The sequence below is a fragment of the Bradyrhizobium sp. STM 3562 genome (assembly GCF_045571435.1).
GTDB lineage: Bacteria > Pseudomonadota > Alphaproteobacteria > Rhizobiales > Xanthobacteraceae > Bradyrhizobium.
Window position 1 is genome coordinate 2630292 of record NZ_CP120694.1, and the last position, 21964, is coordinate 2652255.

23 protein-coding genes and 2 pseudogenes are annotated in these 21964 nt (G+C 60.9%); 14 read left to right on the forward strand and 11 right to left on the reverse strand.

Annotated elements, in window-relative coordinates:
* Nucleotides 1–61: 61 nt before the first annotated feature.
* From P6U23_RS12055 to P6U23_RS12090, 8 genes are all read left to right on the forward strand, one after another.
* On the forward strand, nt 62–829 hold the full coding sequence (locus P6U23_RS12055; protein WP_407179987.1) for a hypothetical protein: 768 nt from the start codon (nt 62–64) through the stop codon (nt 827–829).
* Complete coding sequence (locus tag P6U23_RS12060; protein ID WP_407179988.1) at nt 829–2670, forward strand: type I secretion system permease/ATPase; 1842 nt, start codon at nt 829–831, stop codon at nt 2668–2670. The genes P6U23_RS12055 and P6U23_RS12060 overlap by 1 nt, the downstream gene beginning before the upstream one ends.
* Nucleotides 2657–3967: an HlyD family type I secretion periplasmic adaptor subunit gene (locus tag P6U23_RS12065; RefSeq protein ID WP_407179989.1), complete on the forward strand. Its 1311-nt coding sequence runs from the start codon at nt 2657–2659 to the stop codon at nt 3965–3967. Before P6U23_RS12060 ends, P6U23_RS12065 begins: the two co-directional genes overlap by 14 nt.
* A 60-nt stretch (nt 3968–4027) precedes the next feature.
* Nucleotides 4028–4681: a biliverdin-producing heme oxygenase gene (locus tag P6U23_RS12070; protein ID WP_407179990.1), complete on the forward strand. Its 654-nt coding sequence runs from the start codon at nt 4028–4030 to the stop codon at nt 4679–4681.
* A gap of 83 nt (nt 4682–4764) precedes the next feature.
* The gene (locus P6U23_RS12075) at nt 4765–5133 is read left to right on the forward strand and encodes a hypothetical protein (RefSeq protein WP_407179991.1); all 369 of its coding nucleotides are present in this window, start codon (nt 4765–4767) and stop codon (nt 5131–5133) included.
* Between the two features lie 325 nt (nt 5134–5458).
* Nucleotides 5459–6619, forward strand: a complete 1161-nt coding sequence (gene exbB / locus P6U23_RS12080; protein WP_407179992.1) for a tonB-system energizer ExbB — start codon at nt 5459–5461, stop codon at nt 6617–6619.
* Nucleotides 6620–6624: 5 nt separating this feature from the next.
* Nucleotides 6625–7140 carry a TonB system transport protein ExbD gene (gene exbD / locus P6U23_RS12085; RefSeq protein ID WP_407179993.1) on the forward strand — a complete coding sequence of 172 codons (516 nt, stop codon included), beginning with the start codon at nt 6625–6627 and terminating at the stop codon, nt 7138–7140.
* Nucleotides 7137–8000 carry a TonB family protein gene (locus P6U23_RS12090; RefSeq protein WP_407179994.1) on the forward strand — a complete coding sequence of 288 codons (864 nt, stop codon included), beginning with the start codon at nt 7137–7139 and terminating at the stop codon, nt 7998–8000. Before exbD ends, P6U23_RS12090 begins: the two co-directional genes overlap by 4 nt.
* 177 nt (nt 8001–8177) lie before the next feature.
* Here the strand turns inward: P6U23_RS12090 and P6U23_RS12095 are convergent, their stop codons facing one another.
* Nucleotides 8178–8846 carry a siderophore-interacting protein gene (locus P6U23_RS12095; RefSeq protein ID WP_407179995.1) on the reverse strand — a complete coding sequence of 223 codons (669 nt, stop codon included), beginning with the start codon at nt 8844–8846 and terminating at the stop codon, nt 8178–8180.
* Between the two features lie 75 nt (nt 8847–8921).
* Entirely contained in the window at nt 8922–9617 is a 696-nt protein-coding gene (locus P6U23_RS12100; RefSeq protein WP_407179996.1) for an O-methyltransferase, read from the reverse strand.
* Between the two features lie 154 nt (nt 9618–9771).
* Between P6U23_RS12100 and P6U23_RS12105 the strand changes: the two genes are divergently transcribed.
* Nucleotides 9772–10584 (forward strand): AraC family transcriptional regulator, encoded by an 813-nt coding sequence (locus tag P6U23_RS12105; protein WP_407179997.1) that lies wholly within the window; start codon nt 9772–9774, stop codon nt 10582–10584.
* A gap of 179 nt (nt 10585–10763) precedes the next feature.
* Nucleotides 10764–10891, forward strand: a pseudogene (locus tag P6U23_RS12110) (IS21 family transposase); the annotation flags it as partial.
* A 40-nt stretch (nt 10892–10931) separates the two neighbouring features.
* Here the strand turns inward: P6U23_RS12110 and P6U23_RS12115 are convergent.
* The 3 genes and pseudogenes from P6U23_RS12115 to P6U23_RS12125 all read right to left on the reverse strand — a co-directional run.
* A pseudogene (locus P6U23_RS12115) lies at nt 10932–11309 on the reverse strand (alcohol dehydrogenase catalytic domain-containing protein); the annotation flags it as partial.
* A 107-nt stretch (nt 11310–11416) separates the two neighbouring features.
* Nucleotides 11417–11815, reverse strand: coding sequence for an Hsp20/alpha crystallin family protein (locus P6U23_RS12120; RefSeq protein ID WP_407179998.1), 399 nt, complete (start codon nt 11813–11815; stop codon nt 11417–11419).
* 62 nt (nt 11816–11877) lie between these two features.
* Nucleotides 11878–12303, reverse strand: a complete 426-nt coding sequence (locus P6U23_RS12125) for an Hsp20/alpha crystallin family protein (RefSeq protein ID WP_407179999.1) — start codon at nt 12301–12303, stop codon at nt 11878–11880.
* Between the two features lie 225 nt (nt 12304–12528).
* Between P6U23_RS12125 and P6U23_RS12130 the strand changes: the two genes are divergently transcribed.
* Entirely contained in the window at nt 12529–12756 is a 228-nt protein-coding gene (locus tag P6U23_RS12130; protein WP_407180000.1) for a hypothetical protein, read from the forward strand.
* Between the two features lie 516 nt (nt 12757–13272).
* Here the strand turns inward: P6U23_RS12130 and P6U23_RS12135 are convergent.
* The 5 genes from P6U23_RS12135 to P6U23_RS12155 all read right to left on the reverse strand — a co-directional run bounded on the left by P6U23_RS12135 (nt 13273) and on the right by P6U23_RS12155 (nt 17892).
* Nucleotides 13273–13635 carry a hypothetical protein gene (locus P6U23_RS12135; RefSeq protein WP_407180001.1) on the reverse strand — a complete coding sequence of 121 codons (363 nt, stop codon included), beginning with the start codon at nt 13633–13635 and terminating at the stop codon, nt 13273–13275.
* A gap of 84 nt (nt 13636–13719) precedes the next feature.
* Complete coding sequence (gene groL, locus P6U23_RS12140; protein ID WP_407180002.1) at nt 13720–15357, reverse strand: chaperonin GroEL; 1638 nt, start codon at nt 15355–15357, stop codon at nt 13720–13722.
* A gap of 38 nt (nt 15358–15395) precedes the next feature.
* Entirely contained in the window at nt 15396–15710 is a 315-nt protein-coding gene (locus tag P6U23_RS12145) for a co-chaperone GroES (protein WP_407180003.1), read from the reverse strand.
* Between the two features lie 90 nt (nt 15711–15800).
* Entirely contained in the window at nt 15801–16736 is a 936-nt protein-coding gene (gene rpoH, locus P6U23_RS12150) for an RNA polymerase sigma factor RpoH (protein WP_407180004.1), read from the reverse strand.
* A gap of 418 nt (nt 16737–17154) precedes the next feature.
* Nucleotides 17155–17892 (reverse strand): hypothetical protein, encoded by a 738-nt coding sequence (locus P6U23_RS12155; protein WP_407180005.1) that lies wholly within the window; start codon nt 17890–17892, stop codon nt 17155–17157.
* 94 nt (nt 17893–17986) lie between these two features.
* Here P6U23_RS12155 and P6U23_RS12160 point away from each other — a divergent pair, with 94 nt between their 5' ends.
* Nucleotides 17987–18667, forward strand: coding sequence for a hypothetical protein (locus P6U23_RS12160; protein WP_407180006.1), 681 nt, complete (start codon nt 17987–17989; stop codon nt 18665–18667).
* Between the two features lie 239 nt (nt 18668–18906).
* Here P6U23_RS12160 and P6U23_RS12165 read toward each other — a convergent pair whose 3' ends face one another.
* A complete protein-coding gene (locus P6U23_RS12165) occupies nt 18907–20043 on the reverse strand; it encodes a glycosyltransferase family 4 protein (protein WP_407180007.1) in 1137 nt (378 codons plus the stop codon).
* Between the two features lie 709 nt (nt 20044–20752).
* On the opposite strand from P6U23_RS12165, the gene P6U23_RS12170 reads away from it, so the two are divergent.
* Together P6U23_RS12170 and P6U23_RS12175 are read left to right on the forward strand one after the other, a co-directional pair.
* Complete coding sequence (locus tag P6U23_RS12170) at nt 20753–21208, forward strand: Hsp20 family protein (RefSeq protein ID WP_407180008.1); 456 nt, start codon at nt 20753–20755, stop codon at nt 21206–21208.
* 84 nt (nt 21209–21292) lie between these two features.
* On the forward strand, nt 21293–21790 hold the full coding sequence (locus P6U23_RS12175; protein WP_407180009.1) for an Hsp20/alpha crystallin family protein: 498 nt from the start codon (nt 21293–21295) through the stop codon (nt 21788–21790).
* Nucleotides 21791–21964 lie beyond the last annotated feature (174 nt).

Consider the following 21964-nt stretch of genomic DNA (forward strand, 5'->3'; position numbering starts at 1 on the left):
AGCATCGGTTCATCGCAGATGAACCGCCCGCAATGGCTTGGGCCAAACAAGGAGCAATATCATGTCCGCGGTCGACATTTCTCTGACTTCCGCCAGTTCCGACCTGAAGGGCTATCTGGACAACGTGATTGGGGAGAGTACCTCCAATTCCTATGGCACCTTCAACCCGGCGAGCACGCCTTTTGACCAGTGGTATCACGGCGGCGATACGTCCTCGGCGCATGCGGAGATCCTGAGTGGTGATTTCACCAGCTACTCTGGAGGCAATTTGACCGGAACCGCCGACACTCTGACCTTCGGCACAGGCCTGTCGGTCAACTCCTCCACCGGCAACGCCTCGCTCGCCAATACCGAGCTGACCATCGACTACCATCACGCCAATATCGATGCCGGCCCCAATTCCTTCGACTACTCAATCTATGGGATCATCAAGCAGACCCCGAGCTACTTCTACACTTATCTCGGCGATGCGGGCACGAACCAGCACGGCACCTCCGGGGATGATATCCTTTACAGCTTCTACGGAAACGACATCCTCACCGGAAACGGGGGCAGCTCGGATTTCGACACGTTCAAGTGGGATCATAGCCTCTATGATTCCACACACGGTTTTGGCAACGACACGATCTCTGACTTCGTTCACGGTAACGATCTCATCGACTTCAAGGGTTATGGCTGGAGCAACTACAGCCAGTTCATCAGCGACAGCCATGTGAGCGTCGCCGGGAACACCATCACCTACGCCGATCCGACCACTTCGGGTCTACACAGCACGATCACGGTCGATGGTGTGTCGAGCCTGTCCGCGTCCGATTTCGCCTTCGTCTGATGGTCGCCTCAGCAGGACGATACAGGAAGCGGACACCGCCGCAGCCCTTGGCTGCGGCGGCTGTTTCCCTTTTCAAACAAGGCGCCGTTGCCTTGGCGCTGGTCAGCGGGGTCATCAACATCCTCGGCCTGACCGCGCCGCTGTTCATGCTGCAGGTTTACGACCGCGTGTTGGCAAGTCGCAGCATCGCGACGCTGGTCGGTTTTGCAGTGCTGGCGGTGATCGCCTACGCTTTTCAATTGCTTCTCGAAGTTGTTCGATCTCGCGTATTGCTGCGCGCTGGTGAATTATTCGACCATCAGCTTTCCGGCCGTGTCCATGAGGTGATCGTTCGGCTTTCGCTGGAGACGCGCGTCCCGGGCGATGGTCTCCAGGCGCTGCGCGACCTCGACAACATCCGCGGCTTTCTTTCCGGACAGGGCCCCTCCGCCTTCTTCGATCTGCCCTGGGCGCCGCTCTATCTTGCGGTTTGCTTCGCCTTACATCCGTGGATTGGTCTAACCGCGCTGGTGGGGGCCATCATCCTGGTGGCTCTGACCACCCTCACTCACATGCTTTCAGCCAAACCTGTTCTCGACACCGTCGGCTATGGCATGCAGCGCAGCGCCCTCCTGGAGGGCCACCGACGCAATGCGGAAATCATCCGGGCCTTGGGACTCGGGCCCAGAACGGCCGATCGCTGGGCTTCGGCTAATTCCGACTACCTTCGTGCCAATCGCAGAGCGGGGGACATTGGCAATGCGCTTGGCAGCACCGTCCGCGTGTTCCGGATCGCGCTTCAATCGACAATCTTGGGCGTCGGCGCCTATCTCGTCATTCGACAAAGCGCCACAGGCGGCGTCATGGTCGCCAGCTCGATCATCATGGGCCGTGCCCTTGCGCCCATCGATCTGGCTGTTGCCACCTGGCGCTCCTTCCTCATGGCCCGGCAGAGTTGGGCGCGGCTGAGCGAGCTGCTGGCTCTGGTCGCGCCGGCGGACAAGGTCACAGCGCTGCCCAAGCCGGAAGCAGCCCTGACTGCGGAATGCGTGGCGATCATCCCGCCCGGGCAGAAACACCCGACCGTTATCGACGTGAATTTTGGCGTCCGCGCCGGCAGCGCGCTTGGTATCATAGGCCCGAGCGGAAGTGGCAAATCCACCCTGACGCGCGCGCTCGTGAACGCCTGGTATCCGGCTCGCGGCAAGGTCCGCCTTGACGGCGCCTCGCTCGATCAATGGGACAATGAAGCTCTCGGCCGCCATGTCGGCTATCTGCCCCAGGACGTCGAACTATTCGAGGGAACGATCGCCGAGAATATTGCTCGGCTCGATCCCACTGCCGCCCCCGAAGACATCGTGAAAGCTGCGAAGGCAGCCGGGGTTCACGATCTCATTCTCCGTTGCGAGAACGGATACGACACCATAGTCGGGGAAGGTGGCGCGGCCCTTTCCGCAGGGCAGCGGCAGCGCATCGGCCTAGCCAGAGCGCTATACGGGGATCCTTTCCTCGTGGTTCTCGACGAGCCCAACGCCAATCTCGACGCGCAAGGAGAGGGGACCGTCATTCAGGCGATCGCGGCCGTGCGCGAGCGAAACGGCATAGTGGTCGTTGTAGCGCACCGGCCGAGCGTACTCGGTGTAGTCGATCTCGTGCTCATGATGGAGAACGGTCGCTCGAAAGCCTTCGGGCCGCGCGACCAGATCTTGTCAAGAATGCTGCGGCCGACACTTGGCGCATCCGTGCCGAAAAGCTCTTCAAGCGAGCAGACCAGAATGAATCCTCTCGGACAGCTTCGGGTCGTGGTGGGCCCCGAGGAGGCATCGGCGGCCTCGATGGAGGAAGACGATGTCAAACACTGATGCCGCTGCAGTAGTGCGCTCCGTGAGAGTCCATGTTGCGCTCGGAATTCTGGGCGTGCTTGCGTTCGTCGCCTGCGTCTGTGGCTGGGGCACCGCAACCGAACTGGCCGGCGCAGTCGTCGCCAACGGCACCTTCGTGGTCGAATCTTATGTGAAAACGATCCAGCACCCGACCGGCGGCGTTGTCGGTGAGCTGCTTGTCCATGAAGGACAGCGGGTCAAGGCGGGTGACGTTCTCATCCGTCTCGATGCAACGCAGGTCAAAGCCAACCTTGCAATCGTCACCAGGCGCCTCAATGAACTGACCGCCCGCGAAGCGCGGCTCGAGGCCGAACGCGACGACAAGGATGCAATCAGGTTTCCGCCGGGGCTCCTTGCACATGTGAACGAACCGGAAGTCGCACGTGCGATGCAGGGTGAACAACATCTGTTTCAGTCCCGACTTGGCACACGGATCAGCAAGAAAGCGCAGCTGGCCGAGCGCATCAAGGAGTACCAAAACCAGATCGCCGGGCTCAAAGCGCAAGAGTTGGCGTTCGAGCAGGGCATCGAAGTCCGCGAGCGGGAGATCGTGAGCCTCCGCGATCTTCTGGCGAAGGGGATTACGTCTGTCCAGCGGCTCAACGAATTGGAGCGCGACAAAGCGACGCTCGACGCTTATCGGGGGCAAGTCGTTGCCGGCCAAGCGCAGGCAGCCGGCACCATCGACGAAGCTCGGCTGCAGATTCTCCAGGTCGATCAAGACCTGAAGACGGAAGTCGCCAGTGATCTTCGCGACACGCAGGCACAGATCGGTGAATTCTCGGAACGCAAGATCGCGGCTGAGGATCAACTCCGCCGCGTCGAAATGATCGCGCCCCAAGACGGCGTCGTTCACAATCTCTCCGTCCATACTGTCGGCGGCGTCATCTCGCGCGGTGAGACGGCCATGGAAGTCGTCCCGGATGAAGACAGCCTTGCGCTTGAGGCACATATCAACCCGCACGACATTCACGACGTTCAGTTGGGCCAACCCGCCGCCCTGCGCCTGATCGCTTTCAATATGCGCACGACACCGGAACTAAACGGCACTGTGAGCCGCGTCGGTGCGGACGTCACGCAAGATCAACGCACAGGCGCTTCCTACTACGTCATTCGCATAACGATCGCGCCTGAGGAACTGGCGCGCCTGGCCCAGCTGAAACTCGTTCCTGGAATGCCCGCCGAGGTGCAGGTGCAGACAGGCGAGCGAACCGCGTTTTCCTACCTCATGAAGCCGCTCCGCGATCAGATCGCCCGAGCTTTCAAGGACGATTAGGGCGCGAACGGGAATGCAGATACGGAGCTTAACCCAGGACAAAACGGCAGGGAGCCAAGCATGAATACGATTGCAATAGCATCTCGAGAGGCCGACGAACCGCGGGGTCTGGCGAAGCGGTTGAAGGCCGCCACGCACAACCAGCATGATGCGCTCGACAAGCGCATTATGGGCGTCGATCCATTCGGCAGTCGTGCGCGCTATGCGACATTCCTAAAGATTCAGCACGAGTTTCATCAGGAGGTCGATCCACTTTACGACCATCCGGGCATCGGCGCATTCATGGCGGATCTCAGGCAACGGCGACGCCTCGATTTGATCCGGCAGGACATCGTGGATATAGGTGGCACGCCGTCGAATATCCGGCAGTCCGGCGAGTTGTTCGCCGTGCCGAATGCGATTGGCTGGCTCTATATCGCCGAGGGCTCGAACCTCGGAGCGGCCTTCCTCCTAAAGCAGGCGGAAAGACTGGGCCTGTCGGAAAGCTTTGGCGCCCGCCATCTTGCCGGCCATAGCGACGGGCGAGGGCTTCATTGGCGCCGCTTTACGGCGGCCATCGATGCGATGCCGTTCACGGCAGCCGACGATGCGCGCGCCATCGAGGGAGCCAAGCAGGCCTTCGCCCGCGTGCGCTTCCTCGTCGAAAAACATTTCGGAACGATCAACGACAATGAGCGTGTTGCGAAAGTGAACCCCCCGCCAACGGCTCAATGACGGCCATTCGAGATTTTCGGTCCAATTCATAGCGCAGAGGCCGCATCGAACTTGATGCGTTTCCGTCATCATTGGAGATCCCCATGAGTGCTGTCGCGTCGCATATCCAACATAAGCTATTGAGTTGGACGAAACTTCTATTGAGAAGAAAACCGGTCTTTTGCGATGAAACGACATTGTTCACCGACGACCAGGTCAGATTCCTCGCCAGCCGCGGCGTCATCTATCTGACCGTGCAACCGAACGGTGAATTTAGCACCATCATCGCACAAGACGCCGGAACAGCAGCTAATGTCGCGTTCTGGCGTAATGCTCAGGAGAGAGTCCTCGGCCAAATGGGCTTTGGCTTTCTGCGTCATCTCAGAGATCCATCCCTCCAATGGCAGCCGATGCGTGATCCCGAAATGGTTGGCGAGATCACCTCGACGAATTCTAAAGCGCTGTACGCCTGAGATGAAGCGCCCTCGTGATAGCATGCGAGTGATGGCGCGCCAGGTCGAGCGGATCGGTTGGTTCGCCATGCGCTTGGTTGGGCGTCCGACATGTGGAAGGAAGGGCTGCAACGCAACGGACCCGCCGATCCGGGATCGGCTTCCGGTGGAAGGCTCACTCGCTGAAGTTTGCCTGCTCCAACTGCGGCATTATCGGCCCTCCGCAGCACACGAAACTGTCTGTTCCCGTTACACCTGTCGATGGTCTTCATCCGTCTCCGTGGACGTCGGCTTCGATAGATTGTCACCGATGCGGATGGTCTTTAAAAGGAAGGACCCGTACCTCATGCTTGGCATCTTCCTCGTTGAATGGAGTAAGCCACAACGCACTTGTTCACGTCGCCTACGATCAAGTGTGATCGGCGCGATCGCCACGCTTGCGATCCTCGCACAGCCGAGTAGCGCCCAGGACGGGGCAGGGGGCGAGTCAACACCGGCGACCGTCAATCAGGGTAAGGTGAGAACCGACACGTCGGCGCCCGCGCAGGTTCTCACGCAAACTGGGCGCGAGAGCGCGGCGGCTCCGACGGTGCAAGCGCCAGCCGCGACAGTTCGTGCATCAACACAAGTGTTGTCTGCTGAAACCCCCGGCGTCAGCATAGGATACTCTACGGCGGGTCGATCGCAGCAAGCGGCTAGCGGCGATATGAAGCCGATGCCGACGTTTCTTGACGAGGCCGCAGAAGCCCTGCGGCAGATGTTGACGCCAACACAGCGCGTCGACCTACCACATGATCTGTCGCTTTGGGGCACGTTCTTACGAGCCGATACGATCGTGAAGAGCATAATGGTCATTCTTGTCTTAGCATCATTTGTGACCTGGACAATCTGGCTAGCCAAACTCGTCGAACTTGCCTGCGCGCGGTCACGCATCAACCGCGCGATCGAGATCGTTCGCACATCAAAGACCGTAGACCAAGCCATCGCCGCGACGATGAGGCGCGGCGGCCCCGCGGCGTTGATGCTGCGTGCTGCCCAAGAGGAAATACAAGTCTCCGATGCTGCCATTGCCTACGCGGGTGGTACCGGTCTGAAAGAACGTGTCGCTTCCGTTCTCGATCGTATCGAGGCATTCTTTGGCCGTCGCATGTCAGGGGGTACTGGCGTGCTTGCTACGATAGGTGCGACAGCGCCCTTCGTTGGCTTGTTCGGAACCGTCTGGGGAATCATGAACGCCTTTATCGGTATCTCCCAAGCCCAGAGTACGAACCTTGCCGTCGTCGCGCCTTGCATCGCTGAAGCCTTGCTCACCACGGCGGCAGGTCTGGTTGCGGCGATCCCGGCCGTCATCATCTATAATGTATTCGCCAGGTCCATCACCGGCTATCGCCATCTCTTGAGGGATGCCGCGACCTACGTCGAGCGCTTGGTCAGCCGCGAGCTCGATTTCCGCTTTGTGCCGTCGGACGCGGGAAGGCACGGCGCACGCGCGATAGCCGCGGAGTGATTGCCATGGTTCGCGGAATGCGCCAGGGCGGTGACATCGATCTGGATGTCAATCATGAGATTAACGTCACGCCATTCATCGATGTGATGCTGGTTCTACTTATCATCTTCATGGTCGCGGCACCCCTCGCAACCGTCGACGTCCGTGTCGAGTTGCCCGCCTCGACGGCACGGCCAATCTCGCGCCCCGACAAGCCGCTTTACCTGACTGTGAAGCGCGATCGGACGCTGAGCCTCGGCGAGACGCCTGTCACGGAGGAAGGCCTACAGCTGGCCATCGACCTCGTTAGCAAGGGCGACAAGGAGACGCGTATCTTTGTGCGCGCAGATAAGACCGTCGAGTACGAAAGCCTTATGGCTGTGATGAGTCGGCTGCGCGATAGCGGTTATCTCCATATCGCTCTCGTTGCTCTAGAAACTGCGCCACGGCCGCTTTCGAGGCAGGAGAGTAGTGCCAGCGATAATCAAGGCGCGTCCGCAACTGACCAGATGACGACTTCGCCGCGGAATGCCCGCCAATGACCGACTGGGTCCACACCATAAGCCGGCGACGCCGCCCTCTGGAAGCAGCACTCTGGGGCGCAGCCGGGCTCATCGCTCTTAGCACGCACGCTGGAGCCTTGATTTGGGCCACGCGCGAGTCGCAAGTCACAATCGCCGATCCAGCTCCAGCACCGTCTATCATGATCGAGATGGCGGCGGAGCCACAAGCCGTCCATAGCGACGTGAACCAGATTGTTGATCGAACAAAAGACGCGAGGGAAGCCGTCGGCGAGACAATGCAACGCCTTCAGGAAGAAGTTAACCCGGTCGGGCAGACGATGGAGAGTCAGCCTAACCAGGAGCCCGTCGAACCAACACCCGAACTGACGCTACCGATCGAGCGGGAAACCACGGTCAAACTCGCCAAGGTCGAACTGCCTCTCCCGGTCACCAAACCCAAACCGCAGAAGAAGACGACCGAAAAGAGGCCGCCTAAGAAGCAGAAGCAGCAGAAGCAGCAACAGGCGTCGGAAACGTCCTTCGCCGCGAGTGCACAGATAGAGCAGTCTGAGCGTAACGCTGCGCGCCAGACTGTGGCAAGCTTCGGCTTCGGATCGACTTCGCCCGCGGAGTGGCAATCCCGACTCATAGCTCACCTGGAACGACGCAAGCGCTATCCTCCCGCTGCACGCGAGAAAGGGGAGACGGGGATCGTCTTCGTGCGTTTTCGCATCGATGACGCCGGAAACGTCCTGTCCGTCACTCTTGCGCGATCATCCGGCTTCTCGGAGCTCGACGGTGAGGTATTATCGCTTGTCCAGCGGGCATCCCCCGTTCCGCCACCGCCGCCCGGCGCCAATAAGGTGATTACCGCGCCGGTGCGGTTCAGCTCGAGGTAAGAGCTGGCTCACTACCCGCGCAGATGCATTCGTGTCTCCCGGACTCCGAGAGAGTGTCCGCTCGCGGAGATCGCCGCGCCTGCCAATGTCTTCCTGGACCGCTGACAGTCGGCCTAACCGTGACATCCGCCGTCCGCACCTCTATTGCAGATGCTCGCCGAGCCACGTGCTCCACACTCAATCGAGACCGCGCTTGCCGGGCGCCCAATAAGCTTTGGCGACGATGTGCGTAGCGGGGACAGCCAAGCGTTTCATCGCCAGCCGGAGCCGCTGAATGGTGGAGGCCTTCCCGGTCAGCACGAAGGTCGTGCCCGCGGCGACAAGAGCAGGGAGTGTCGTCTCCATCTCCTCAACGTGCGCGTCGTCCTCTGTCCTTCCAAACAGCGCGGCATGACCAAGTCCGAGATGCGCCGTGACGCGGCGGCTGGCCTCTACATCATCAACCTCGAAGTGACACACCGCTGCTCGCACCCGATCCTGGTGTAGGAGCGCGTGGGCAAGCCCGATCGAGGTCTCATCACCAAGGATGGCAAGCGGACCTGTCACGCCACTCACATCCAGCGAGCGGCGCGGCCCGAAGACGTAGCATCCGGTTCCTGGTTTGAGGCCGCGAACCCATGCGCTTCCCGGCCCGTCGCCGTGCACATAAGCTAGGATGCGGGTGCGGCTGGTAGCTGCATCCCATTCGATCGGCGTGTATGTTCGCGCGACGAACCCCGAGCCCATCGCTATCTGGACCTTGTGACCGGGTATCCAGGCGCAGGCCCGGAGCGCGGGGCCTTCCAGCGTGATCAGCCGAAAACGCTCGGCAATCGTCTCACATGCGGCGACGGTCGCATGTTTCATGAATATACGCAGCAAGGCACTGCTTAGCCTTCGCGGTGCATTCGGCGCAGATGACGCGGACATAGCCATCGAGCATCACCGGGTGACGACGGTAAATTCGTTGCCACGACCTTGGTCGAGCGGGAGCGGTCGCGAGACATATCCGTTCGCGGGATTGCGGACATAGTCCAGATATCCCGGCTCGAAGGCGTTCTCGCCAAGCACCACTGCTCCAGGCTGCAGCCGAGCTTCGATCAGCTTGAGGATCGGCAGGTAAAGGGCGAATGCGCCGTCGAGCAGCAGCAAATGGACCTCACCGCCGACATCCCTCAGCGTCTCGAGCGCATCGCCTTCGCGGATATCCACCAGATCGGCAAGGCCCGCCGCGTCGAGGTTGGCGCGCGCCCGCGCCACCTTGGCGGGTTCGAGTTCGGAACCGATGAGATGCCCGCCACCATTGTCCCGGAGCGCAGCGGCGAGATAGATCGTCGAGATTCCCATCGATGTGCCGAACTCGACGATGCGCGTCGCCTTGCTGGCTCGTGCGATCATATACAGGAAACGGCCATAGGTCGGCGAGACGTTCAGGAAATTGTCGGCGTAGCCGTGATAGATCGCCCGATAATTCATCCGTTCCTCGGCGATCATCTCCGCGGCGGCTTGCTCCAGTGTTGCGCCGGAGCGCTCCATAGCCGTTATCGTCGCACCGACATACTCCCGATCCGCCGCTTCGGCGTCCTGATGAAGCTTGTCCAGGACTTGGGCGACTCGCCCGCTGCTCAGTGTCTTCATGATTTCCTATTCCGATCGTGGAGGCTGTAGAGGCTCGACTGGTCCGTACCGATCGGATAAAGGGAACCAGCCTTGGCGTCATTCCCAAGGCTGGACAGAATGTTATTCAATCTCGCCATTTCGCCATTTCGGCTTTCCTGTCTGAAGGCGGACCATGCCCATCCTCAGCGCTCCTCCCAAAGAGTCCGAGTGGATCGATCCCGACGAGGTGCCCCGTTCCGTCGTAACCTTTGGTTGGGCGACGACCGATTTCGACGGGATCGAGCTGGACCTCCACCGGCACAGGAAGGGCCAGATTCTACTGGTGCAGCGCGGCGCGCTGAGCTGCGAGGTGGAGGGTGGGCTGTGGATTGTGCCGCCCCGCAGTGCCGTTTGGATTCCCGGCGGAGCGCTGCACACAGTCAAAGCGACAGGCGCACTCCAAGGCTATAACGCTTTCGTCGATCCGGATATCGATGCGCGCCTTCCCCAGGTCTGCTGCGCCGTGTCAGTGACGCCGCTGCTGCGCGAGCTTCTGGCGCGCTCGGCGAGGCTGCCTGCCCTCTACGAGGAAGGCGGCGCGAACTCGCGCCTGGTGGCGGTGCTTCTCGACGAACTCGCGGCGGCGCAGGTCGAGACCCTTCATCTGCCGATGCCAGGCGATGCCCGCCTGCGCCGGATCGCCGACCTGATGATGGCCTCGCCGGCGGATCGGGGAACGTTGAAAACCTGGGCGAAGCGAGCGGGCATGAGCGAGCGGACATTGGCGCGACTGACAAGCCGGGAGACAGGCATGAGCTTCGGCCGCTGGCGCCAGCACCTCGGCGTCATGCTTGCCGTGAAGTGGTTAGCCGGCGGTGCTTCGATCCAGCAGGTCGCTGCCAACCTCGGCTACGATAGTGTGCCCAGCTTCGTGACGATGTTTCGGAAAGCGCTTGGGACCTCGCCAAGCCGCTACATGGCGGAACGACATTCTGGAGGAATGTGAGACTTCAAGATAAATGGCGCTTCCCTGCCATAGATCGCTGTTGATGTCTGGGTAATTCTCCCCAGAAGTGCCGTTTGAAAAATCCCAGGTGAGCGTGTCGCCCATCCCCCAGGGCGCGCCCCTGAGGATGGACGGCGATTCGATCACCCGACTCTGCCCAGAACGAGGGAGCGGGTCCGGTGATCAAGCTTGGAGAAGTCATCATCATACTTGATCCTCATCGGCAGGGACTGACGGTCTCGGCGATCGCCCGCGAACTCGGGATGGACCGAAAGACCGTCGCAAATGCACCGTGCGTGGCCTGGAGCCGCTCGGGTGCGAGGGCCGCCTAGGTGATCGCTTCGCGGCCCCGCGGTGGTATGGCCGAAAAGCCTATCCGCGATTTTCTTTTTCGATCGGTTCTTTCACAAACGGAAAAATTGCATCGGCGGCACTGCTCGCATTCGCCACAGATGATCGTGAAGGGAGCACCACAGGGCTCGGCCGACCTTCAGCGCGTTCTTCGCAGCCGATCCGATCTCAAACCACCTTGCCCATGGTCTGGTGGCTCATGATGTCGGTCTGGTGGCTCATGATGTCGCTCGACTTCATGCCGGGCATGAAATGATCGTACAAATGCAGATCGGAGCCGCAGATCGCGCAGCTCGCAGATCCCTGTTCGATGGCTGGACCGGGAACGTTTCGCAGCTGGTGTCGGCCGTGCCGTGCCAGACAAGCGCTTTCATGGTTTTCCTCTGTCGCGAGCCTCTGTCAGCAACAGCACGCGACGCCGTTCGTTCCCGACCCAATTCAACAAGTGACCCGGTCGAAGACGTCACTCCATGGCATGCCCTCAATTGACCTGAATGGCGCGCGGCTTGGCTTTTTCGGCAAACGGCAGCATGAGTGACAGCACGCCGTCCCTGAGCTCAGCCGCAATCTTGCCCTGGTCGATCTTGTTTGAAAGCCGAAAGCTTCTCGAAAAGTGGCCGACGTTGTATTCCGTATAGAGCGGTTGCAGCCCCTCGTATTTGGAGAAGTCGAGCTTTCCGTCGACCTTCAGCACGTCGTCCTCGACCCGGATATCGATGCTGTTCCTGTCAACTCCCGGCATTTCGAGGACCACGCCCAGTCCGTCCTTCGTCTCGTAAATGTCGGCATTCGGCACGAATATGCGCGCCGGAATAGTGGTCTCCTCCTTCTTTTCCAGCTCACGCTTTTGCGCAACCTGCAGTTCCTGTTTCGAAGCCATGTTGTGCCTCCTAAAACACCTTGCTGAACCAGAGTTTCGCGAGCGACAGATGCATTTGTGGCTCAGGTGATCTTGATACTGCGCGGCTTATCGCTCTCAGCACGCGGAAGGAATAGCGCCAGGATGCCGTCCCGATACTCGGCCTTGATTCCATCCGGCTCGATTTGCAGTGGGAACGATAGCGTGCGGTCGAACTCGCCAGAGACGCGCTCCCGACGGTGCAGACTTGCTTCATCGGGGTAGCCGATCGTCTTCTTGCCAAAGATGCGGATGGAGTTTTCCTGGGCCTGGATCTGCAGGTCGTCTTTGTTCACGCCCGGCAGCTCGATGATGGCCAGGATGTCATCACCCTGCTGGAAAACGTTGATCGGCGGGAACGGGCCGCGACTTGGAGTCAGGTCCTGCAACCAGTCGCTGGACAGAGTCGCTTCTAGGGAGCGTTGGAGGTTGAGCAGCGTGTCGAACGGATCAGCAAATCCTATCAGCATGTTTGAACCCCACGGCAGTTATTGGCGGGGCGAGGAAGCACCACGGTCGCCCCTCTGCAGATTCATCTGGGTGGGGTATTTGTCAGTGTCAAGAGCCGAGTGCTAATCGGCTGGGCTCCAGCGGGGGCGGCCGCCTTGGTCGAACGAGCTCGATCAGTCTTTCGATCTCGAACCGCGGAAGGCGAAGCCTTAAACTTGCATTAGACCAAATCCGGAGGACAAGAGATGACTGCAGATTCATTGGCTCAGGTCAAGATGGGTACGGAAGCTCTCGCTCTCTGCATTGCAGGAGTTCTGTGCGAACGCGATCCCTCGCTTCTTCCCGCGTTCCAGGAGAGCGTAGAACTGCTCTACCACGTCCTCGATGATCGCGGAGACCACGACGCGGCGGCTATGATCGCTGCCTTTGGAAGAGCCTTGGCCGATCCGGCATTCAAGCGTCCGTCGAATTAAAGCAAACATGTTGCAGGGTGAGTTCGCAGCTACAATGATCGCTGCTTTCCAAAAAGCGAGCTTGAAAATACACAGTTCTCTTTCCAGCTGTAGTTTTGAATCCAGACCGGAGCAAGACTACGTTGAGGAAGTACGATGCGCAGCCTTCTTTTAGCTATCCTTGTCGCGGTACTGACGACGCCTCACGTCTTAGGATCCGACGATCCGCGCCGGGCAATCGCCGCTGGGCAGTCGGTTAAGTCCTTGGATCATGTTCTCCTTAGCAGTGATCGCTCTGTCTCGCGAAAACACGGTCGCGAACCGCGCGGCATCGAGGCCAAGCAGATCATCCCAGATATTTGCAAGGGTTGCTGAACAGGCGAGGCCGCCCACCGTCGGGCGGCGGTATTCAATGCACGTTCGGAGAAGGGCGCTTGATGTCTTCGCGAGACCAGGACACGTTGCGGCGATGCTCAGCATCCCACAGGACGAGCAGGGCGCCTAGACCAGCGAACGCAAGAAGAAGCACGAGTGCGTTCATGGTTCTAACACAGCACGCTCGTGCGTTGACCCATCCTGATAACGTCCGACCCAATCGCCGGCGGTCGGGGACGGCACGGCCTTTTCCGCCTTGGCGCCTTCGTGGCGGCCCGCGCCAGCCTGCGATTGGATCGAGGGCGCATCAATTACCTGGATGATACAGCGTGCCGAAGCAGGTGGCCCTTGGCGCCGTGACACGCCTTCTGCATGTCCATCACTCAAAAACACAACATCGGCGCGTTCGCCCGAAGACGAGCGCACATTTTCCACTGATCCACGTGATCGCAAATGCAGCGCTTGCGAGGCGACGAACGGTAGGGTTAGCGCCGCACTGAAAAGATTGGCGATCGTGATCGCCATCACCCTTTCCGTGATCATTGTGACCGGTCCCTCAGTTGCCGAGTCGGAAGGTCGGATGCGCCCGCCCTTGACCGTATGTTGCTCCTAAGCAGCCATTTCGTTGGCGCCCGGGTAAGCGCCTTGGCCAGCGCCGTCCTTCTTCTTGGGACCATCAGTGACCATCGCCTCCGTCGTGATCAACAGGGCTGCTATGGATGCGGCATCCTGCAGCGCCGACCTCACGACCTTGGTCGGATCGATGATGCCCTTGGCGAACAGGTTGCCGTACTCTCCCGTCTGCGCATCAAAGCCCCAGGCATATTCCTTGTTTTCGAGGATCTTTCCGAGCACGAGGGATGCTTCTTCGCCCGCATTCTCCGCAATCTGCCGCGCCGGCCAGGTGATTGCCCGCTTCACCGTTTCGATGCCATGCCGCTGGTCCTCGTTGGCGGGCTTGAGCTTGGAGAATGCAGAGGTTGCACGGAGTAGGGCCACGCCGCCGCCCGGGAGGATACCTTCCTCGACCGCCGCGCGCGTCGCATGCATCGCATCATCGACGCGATCCTTGCGCTCCTTGACCTCGACCTCGGTTGCACCTCCCACCCGGATGACCGCCACGCCACCTGCAAGCTTTGCAAGACGCTCCTGCAGCTTCTCGCGGTCATAGTCGGAGGTGGTCTCTTCGATCTCGGTTTTGATCTGTCTGACCCGCGCCTCGATGTCGGATTTCTTGCCGGCGCCGCTCACGATCGTTGTATTGTCCTTGTCGATCATGACCCTCTTGGCCCGCCCAAGCATATTGAGCGTGACTTTCTCGAGCTTGGTGCCGAGGTCCTCGCTGATGAAATTACCCCCAGTGAGGATCGCGACGTCCTGCAGCATTGCTTTGCGGCGGTCGCCGAAGCCCGGCGCCTTGACGGCGGCAACCTTCAAGCCGGCGCGCAGTCTGTTGACGACGAGCGTCGCCAATGCCTCGCCCTCCACATCCTCCGCGATGATCAATAGCGGCTTGCCGCTCTGAACCACCGCCTCCAGCAGCGGCAACATCGGCTGTAGGCTCGATAATTTCTTTTCGTGGATCAGGATGTAAGCATCCTCTAGCTCGACACGCATCTTCTCGGAATTCGTCACGAAATACGGAGAGATGTAACCGCGGTCGAACTGCATCCCCTCGACGACTTCGAGCTCGGTCTGGAGCGACTTGGCTTCCTCGGCGGTGATGACGCCCTCGTTGCCCACCTTCTTCATCGCGTCGGCAAGGAACCGGCCGATCTCCTTGTCGCCATTGGCGGAGATGGTGGCAATCTGCGCGATCTCCTCGTTGGAGGTCAGCTTCTTCGAGTTCTTCTTCAGCTCCTCCACCACGGCATCGACGGCTAAATCAATGCCCCGTTTGAGATCCATCGGATTCATGCCGGCGGCAACCGCCTTGGCGCCTTCGCGCACGATGGCGTGGGCAAGCACGGTCGCCGTGGTCGTGCCGTCACCCGCTTGGTCTGAGGTCTTCGTTGCGACCTCGCGAACCATTTGGGCACCCATGTTCTCGAACTTGTCCTCAAGCTCGATCTCCTTGGCCACGGTAACGCCGTCCTTCGTAATCCGAGGTGCGCCAAAACTCTTTTCGAGCACGACGTTGCGGCCCTTCGGCCCCAGCGTCACCTTGACGGCATTGGCGAGAATATCGATGCCGTGGAGCATTTTCTCTCGGGCGTCGGTTGAAAATCGAACCTCCTTTGCGCTCATGGTTCTTTCCTCCCGAACTAGCCTGTTCTTTCCAGGGACTAGGCGGCCTTTCTCGCGTTTGCACCTTCTCTGAGCACGCCCAAGACATCACTCTCCTTCATGATCAGATACTCTGTCCCGTCGAGCTTGATCTCCGTTCCGGACCATTTGCCGAAGAGAATGCAATCACCAAGTTTGATATCGATGGGCGTGAGCTTTCCGGATTGGTCCCGGCCGCCCGGACCGACCGCAACCACTTCGCCCTGTTGCGGTTTCTCTCGCGCGGTGTCGGGGATGATAATCCCACCAGGCGACTTCTCGTCGGCTTCGATGCGCTTGACGAGCACACGATCATGCAGCGGACGAAACCTCATGGCCTCCTTCCTCCCGTTTTTCCAGCCTGTCTAGCTACTGCGGCTGGAGGCGCCCAGCCGCCAATCAGCTGGGCTTCATAGCTGCGATTTTCAAGGGCCGGCCGCCTGCTGTGAGTTGTGTAGGCCCTGGACTGCGTCTGGAAGAACCGGCGCAGCACCACCGGCAACCCGGGCACGGACCGCTCGCTTGACCCGCTCGAAAGCGCGCTGCTCGATCTGGCGGATGCGCTCCCGCGAGACATGGTATTGTTGCGCGAGCTCGTCGAGCGTCTTCGGCTCATCAGCAAGATATCGTGCTTCGAGGATTGCGCGCTCCCGTGCAGACAGCGCATTGAGTGCCTCTGACAGCGCAGCTTGCCGACGCCGAGACTCGTCAGCATCCGTCAGAGCGCTCTCCGGATCGGGTGAAGGGTCGAGTAGTCGGTCCTGCCATTCTTCCGTGGTCTCGTCATCACTGATCGTGAGGTTGAGCGAAGCATCCCCGCGAATTCGCCGGTTCATCTCGACCACCTCCGGTGGGCTCACCTTGAGTTCTTCGGCGATGTAGCTAACCTGGTCCGGGTGGAGATCGGAGTCATCGGCGGCTGAGATCCTGTTCTTGAGGCGGCCCAGCTTGAAGAACAGCTTTTTCTGGGCAGCCGTGGTGCCCATTTTCACCAGCGACCATGACCGCAGGATATATTCCTGGATCGATGCCTTGATCCACCACATGGCGTAAGTGGCTAGCCGAAAGCCCATGGCCGGGTCGAACCGCTTGACGGCTTGCATCAAGCCAATGTTGGCTTCTGAAACAAGGTCAGCCATCGGCAGGCCGTAGCGGCGATATTGCATCGCGATCTTCGCGGCCAGCCGAAGATGGCTTGTGACCAAGCGGTAGGCGGCCTCCCGGTCTCCGCGATCCCGCCACCTCCTGGCATAGGTGGCCTCCTCGGAGGCTGTCAGGAGCGGAAACTTCCGAATTTCGATCAGGTAACGAGAGAGGCCTCCCTCCGCGGAGACAGAGGGCAGCGTTGCGATAGCCGACATGACGATCGCTCCATTCTTCCGAATTGCAGGCGCGAAGCTTATGAAGAGCTGGTGGCGTTCTTGGTTGCCACATTGCTGACGAGGGATCTGAGCTTGCTGTGCAACTTCGAAAGCGACTTCGCCAAATCGGCTTTCGCAGCGAAATAACGGCCCGTGTCAGCGCCACGCCCGGCAAACAGTCCGGCCGTTTGGCGACGGAGTGCGCGGACCACGCGGATGAGGACCAAGTTGGATCGCCGGAGAAGGGTCGAGATGTGTCCCATATCCATATCCTCCAAGAGCAAGATGGGTACGAGCTTTGCCGCCCCTGCGTTTGTGGACCCTTGCAGGCGTCCGTTCGCAGGTGAAGCGTCCACAGAACGCAAGCGGGCGAAAGTTGTTCCCGGCCAGCCGTGGCGGTCGCGCAGACTGACCGCCCTCAGTATCGCAGGAGGGCTCGCAGCGGCCCCATACCCGCAAATGCCGACCGGCACGCGGGATCGCGAATGAATTCGATGTGCGCCTTGGCGTCGATCGCCTGCTCAAGCGCTGCTTCCACGAGGTCGTCGATCGCTTCCACATCGGCGGCTCGGCAGATTGGGCAGGTTGAAACCTGTGTGGCTTCGAACAAGCTCTGGCATTGCCGGCAGTGGCTGCCGGGTGTGGCGTAGCTGTCGTCGGCGACCAGCGTGAGGACGCGCCCCTCACGCAGGCAATCCAGCGTCTCCTGCGTTCCGGTCGAAACCGCCGCGGGATCCGCCTCCAGCAGCCGCCCAACAAGCTCATGCTCCTCTCGGACCCTGAGCTGCTCTTGCGCGGCCGCTGCCGCCGCGCCAATCTCTGCCGCCGAGGCATGGACACCTGCTTCGAATGACGCCAGCCGAGCCAAGGCGGCCTTGGACAGATGGTCACGAAAGGCGGCGCCCATGTCCGGTGGGGCGCATAGCAAGACGTAAGATGTTTCGAACTCGCGGCCGATCGTCTCCGCGATCGAGGCCAGCGCCTTCGCCTCGTCCTTCAGGATCTGGCTCGCCAGCGCGTCCCGGCGGTCGCGCGGGACCCGGTCCGTCAGCATGCCGCGGATGCGCTGTCCCTTGACCCGGTAGACCTCCTCGACCGCACCGAGGTGGCTGACAAAGAACCGGCTCTGCTCTCGCGACAGCAGGACAACCAGCATGCGATCGCCGCGGCCCCGATTGCGCAGTAGCGGCCGCAAGTAAGGCCGGGCGCGCAATACAGATACGGTCCGGCAACGGGATCGGTAGTGCGATTTGGTGCCAGATCCCGCGCTCGCGGCAAACGAAGAATGCGGCCCCACGCCCCAGTTCGGGCAATTGGTCGTTGAGCGCGCGCTCGATCGCCTCGATGTCGGACTCCGTCGCGGCGCGGACAGCACGGTCGGTCGTTTGAGGGATCGTATGGATCAGCGCGGAAAAGTCCGAGTGCCAGGCGCGGCCGACGCGCCGCTCGGGGGTCAGCTGCAGGTACAGGCTGACCAGGGGAGGGCCGCCGGTATCGAGTCGCGCAAGACCGCGAAAGTGCTCGGGCGAGAGCAGGCTGTAAAAGTGGTTCTGGATGCGCGCACGAACATTCTGGACGATCCGTTCCCGCAATTCGGGGGTGAGTGGGTGGTACGCATCAATGGCGAGGGCGAACAGGTCAGTCGCCGGCTCCGGATGAGGCTCATCGCTGAGGACATCTTCCCAACGCACCAACTCGTCCGGCTGGAACCACTCCCAGAAACCTTCGTCATCGTCATAGATGGGCCGCTCCGGCGCACGCGCTTCGAGGGAGGCGGAGATCAGCCGCCGAAGCAGTTGCTCCTGCCGCACGATGCGCATCAGCACCCGAAACTGCAGGCCGAGCAGCCATGCCCGAATGCCGAGAGATCGTGGCCGGCTTCGGCGGTCGCGCCAGCCGCGCAACAACGCCGACGAGCTCTTCGGGGCTGAGATCACGGTCTCCAAGATCGCCCACCGCGACGTGGTAGCGGATATCGCGCTGCGCAGCAGCGAAGAGCTCGTCCAAATGAGGGGCGACACCCCCTGGAAGGCGTCCCGATCGCCTTCCAGGCAGTGCGACCAGGCTGCTGACTGCTCGGCAGCAGTGGTCTGGGCCGACGCTGCGGCGGGTGGGCGGGTGTTCGCGACCTCGTTGGGCGGCATGATCACCTTCCCTTGGCGTGCCCCCCTCAATTTGTCTCGCGTTGAGTTGCGATGGCTGCCGACGCGTGCCCGGCATGCCCGTTCATTACGGCCGAATGCGCTGCCAACATCGAGAGCTCGCGCTCGGGCGCCGGGCGCTTGCGCAGCAGCTTTTGGTATACCCTCACATAGTCGGCGGCCATGCGGGTCGCGGAGAAGCGCTCCTCGAAGCGAGCCCGGATCGCCCGTCGGTCCAGCGCGAGCAAGCTCGGCATGGCGTGCACGGCATCTTCGACGCTTTCCACGATGCGTCCGTTGATGCCGTCTTCGACGATTTCGGCGACTGAACCGCCGCGGAAGGCCAGCACCGGGGTGCCGCACGCCATGGCCTCGATCATGACGAGGCCGAAGGGCTCCGGCCAGTCTATCGGAAACAGCAGTCCCGCTGCGTTGCCGAGGAATTCCGTCTTTTCGCTCTCGTTGATTTCGCCGATGAACTCCACTCCGCCTCCGCCAAGCATCGGCGCGATGACCTCGCGGAAGTAGGTCTCATCGGCCTTGTCGACCTTCGCCGCGATCCTCAGCGGCAGGCCTGCCGCCCGCGCAATCGCAATGGCGCGGTCCGGCCGCTTCTCTGGGGAGATGCGTCCGAGAAAGGCGAGATAGCCGCCCCGCGATTCGAACGTCGGCTTATGCAGGTCGAGGGGCAGGCCGTGGTAGACCGTTGCCACGAAATTGGCCCGCGGCAGCGGCGCGCGCTGCGCATTCGAGATGGAGACGAGCGGCATCTCGGGGAAATGGGCGTAGAACGGCATGTGGTCGGCAAGGTCCTGCCGGCCGTGCAGGGTTGTCAACGTTCGCCCCGCTTGGCTCCGAAACAGCGGGAAATGCAGGTAGTCGACGTGGAAGTGGAGGATGTCGAAGTGCTCCGCATGCTCGCGAACTTTGTCCAAGAGCAGCATCTGATGGGGCAGGGGGTCATGGACATCGCGATCCAGCCGCAATGCCTGCGGCGTGCAGGGGACGAGCTCGGCGGAAGTGATGGAATCCCCGCTCGCGAACAACGTGACCTTGTGCCCTTGCCTGACCAGCTCTTCGGTCAGATAGTACACGACCCGCTCGGTACCGCCATAAAGTCGCGGCGGTACGCTCTCGAACAGGGGGGCAATCTGCGCAATCCTCATTCCATCCTCCGTGCTTGCTTAATCAATTCCTGTGACTCGGCGAGCCGTCCGGCATCGCCTTCCATCCACTCCGCCCAGCCGGACCGGCGCGCGGCAGCGCTATGAACCTAAAAGGGATGCACTCGTTCCCGCAGATACAGTGCTATGCAGCGGGTCAACCTGTTGGCGATGTTTGAGCGCGATCGCTCGGGGCCACGAGATTTTGGCGACTGTCTGGCTCTCATCGGAACAGGACGAGACGGCTCGGCAAAGCCAAACAGCTCTCGCGCTTCATCGGCGCGCCCGGGAGCGCCGAGGTTGACACCGCGCGCGGCGAAGCACGGGGAATCGCTCGCCGGAAAAGATTCCAGAAGCGCCGTATCGACGACATCGTCTCTGACTACCGTCATGCTCATCTCAGAATTTAGAATTGGTTGAGGGAAGGCCCGGCCTATGGATAGCGCAGGAGCGATAAGCACCAACTCCCGACGCTCATCCCAGCCGGACACAGGAAAGAAGATGGATGAGCCGTTGCTGCGTTCGCAAGAGGTTGCTGCGTCCGCAAGAGACGGATGCCCCTTGAAACGGCACGTCACGCTTCTAATTTCATGGGTGCGCGCACGAGGGATCGTGCGGGCACCGGGCGCCCGGTGTAAGGGCCCGGTCCGAGGGCGCCGGGACACGGTGTCCGAGGCGCTCGTAACCATGTTGCTCGAAGGAGGATATGGCTATGACCAGTCTTGATCTGACTCCCCTGTGGCGGTCGACGGTTGGGTTCGATCGCCTGATTGACCTCATTGAGGACTCCGTGCGATGGACGGGCACCGACAACTACCCGCCCTACAACATCGAACGCGTCGGTGAGGATCACTACCAGATCGCGCTGGCGCTCGCCGGCTTCACGCCTGACGAGGTTACCGTCACTGCCGAGCAGAACGTGCTCACGGTGGAGGGCCGCAAGGCCGAGAAGGGCAGCCACCAGTATCTCTATCAGGGCATCTCTTCGCGTCCGTTCCGACGGACGTTCAACCTGGCGGACTACCTGCAGGTGAAGGGAGCCTCATTCGAGAAAGGCATGCTCAAGATCGACCTGGTGCGTGAGGTCCCCGAGGCTATGAAACCACGCCAGATTGCGATCAACGTAGCTAACGACCACCAAAAGCTTGAACAGCAGCAGGCGGCGTAAATCGAACGTCCCTGTGCCTGACAGCGTTCGTGGCGTGGCGGTCGCCGCGACCGCGGACGCTTGCTCGAGAGAAAGGAGAAAACGATGGCTATGACCGATCTGATTCCCTGGGGCCGCGGTCGTGATCTAACCACGCGCCGCAGCGAAGACTTTAATCCTATTCTCGCTCTCCACCGGGAGATGAACCGCCTCTTCGATGACGCTTTCCGAGGCTTCGAACTTGCGCCCTTCAGCGGCAGCTTGTTCGAGTCGTCGATCAGGTGGCCGAGCATCGAGGTCAACGAGACCGAGAAGGACGTGAAGGTCACGGCGGAATTGCCAGGGCTTGATGAGAAAGACGTCCAGGTCGAGCTCGCCAATGGGGTCCTCGCGATCAAGGGCGAGAAGAAGACCGAAACGGAAGACAAGGATCGCCGATTCAGCGAGCGGTACTACGGCCGGTTCGAACGGCGCATCCCGGTCGCGGACGTGGATCAGGACAAGGTATCCGCCGCGTTCAAGAACGGTGTGCTAACGGTTACCATGCCGAAGCTGCCGCAAGCCGAATCCAAAGTGAAACGCATCGCGGTGAGCTCGAAGTAACTGCAACAGATGGGAGACGCCCGCTCCCATCGGCACCTTTTTTGACGGGAGGATTCGATGGGCATTGTTTCCCCGCTCCCCGAAAGTGAGCTGGGAGAATCTGAACGCAAAATATTGGCGGTCTTCGAGCGTCACGGCCGGGATGGCCGCGCCATCACGACGGAGAGTCTCGGA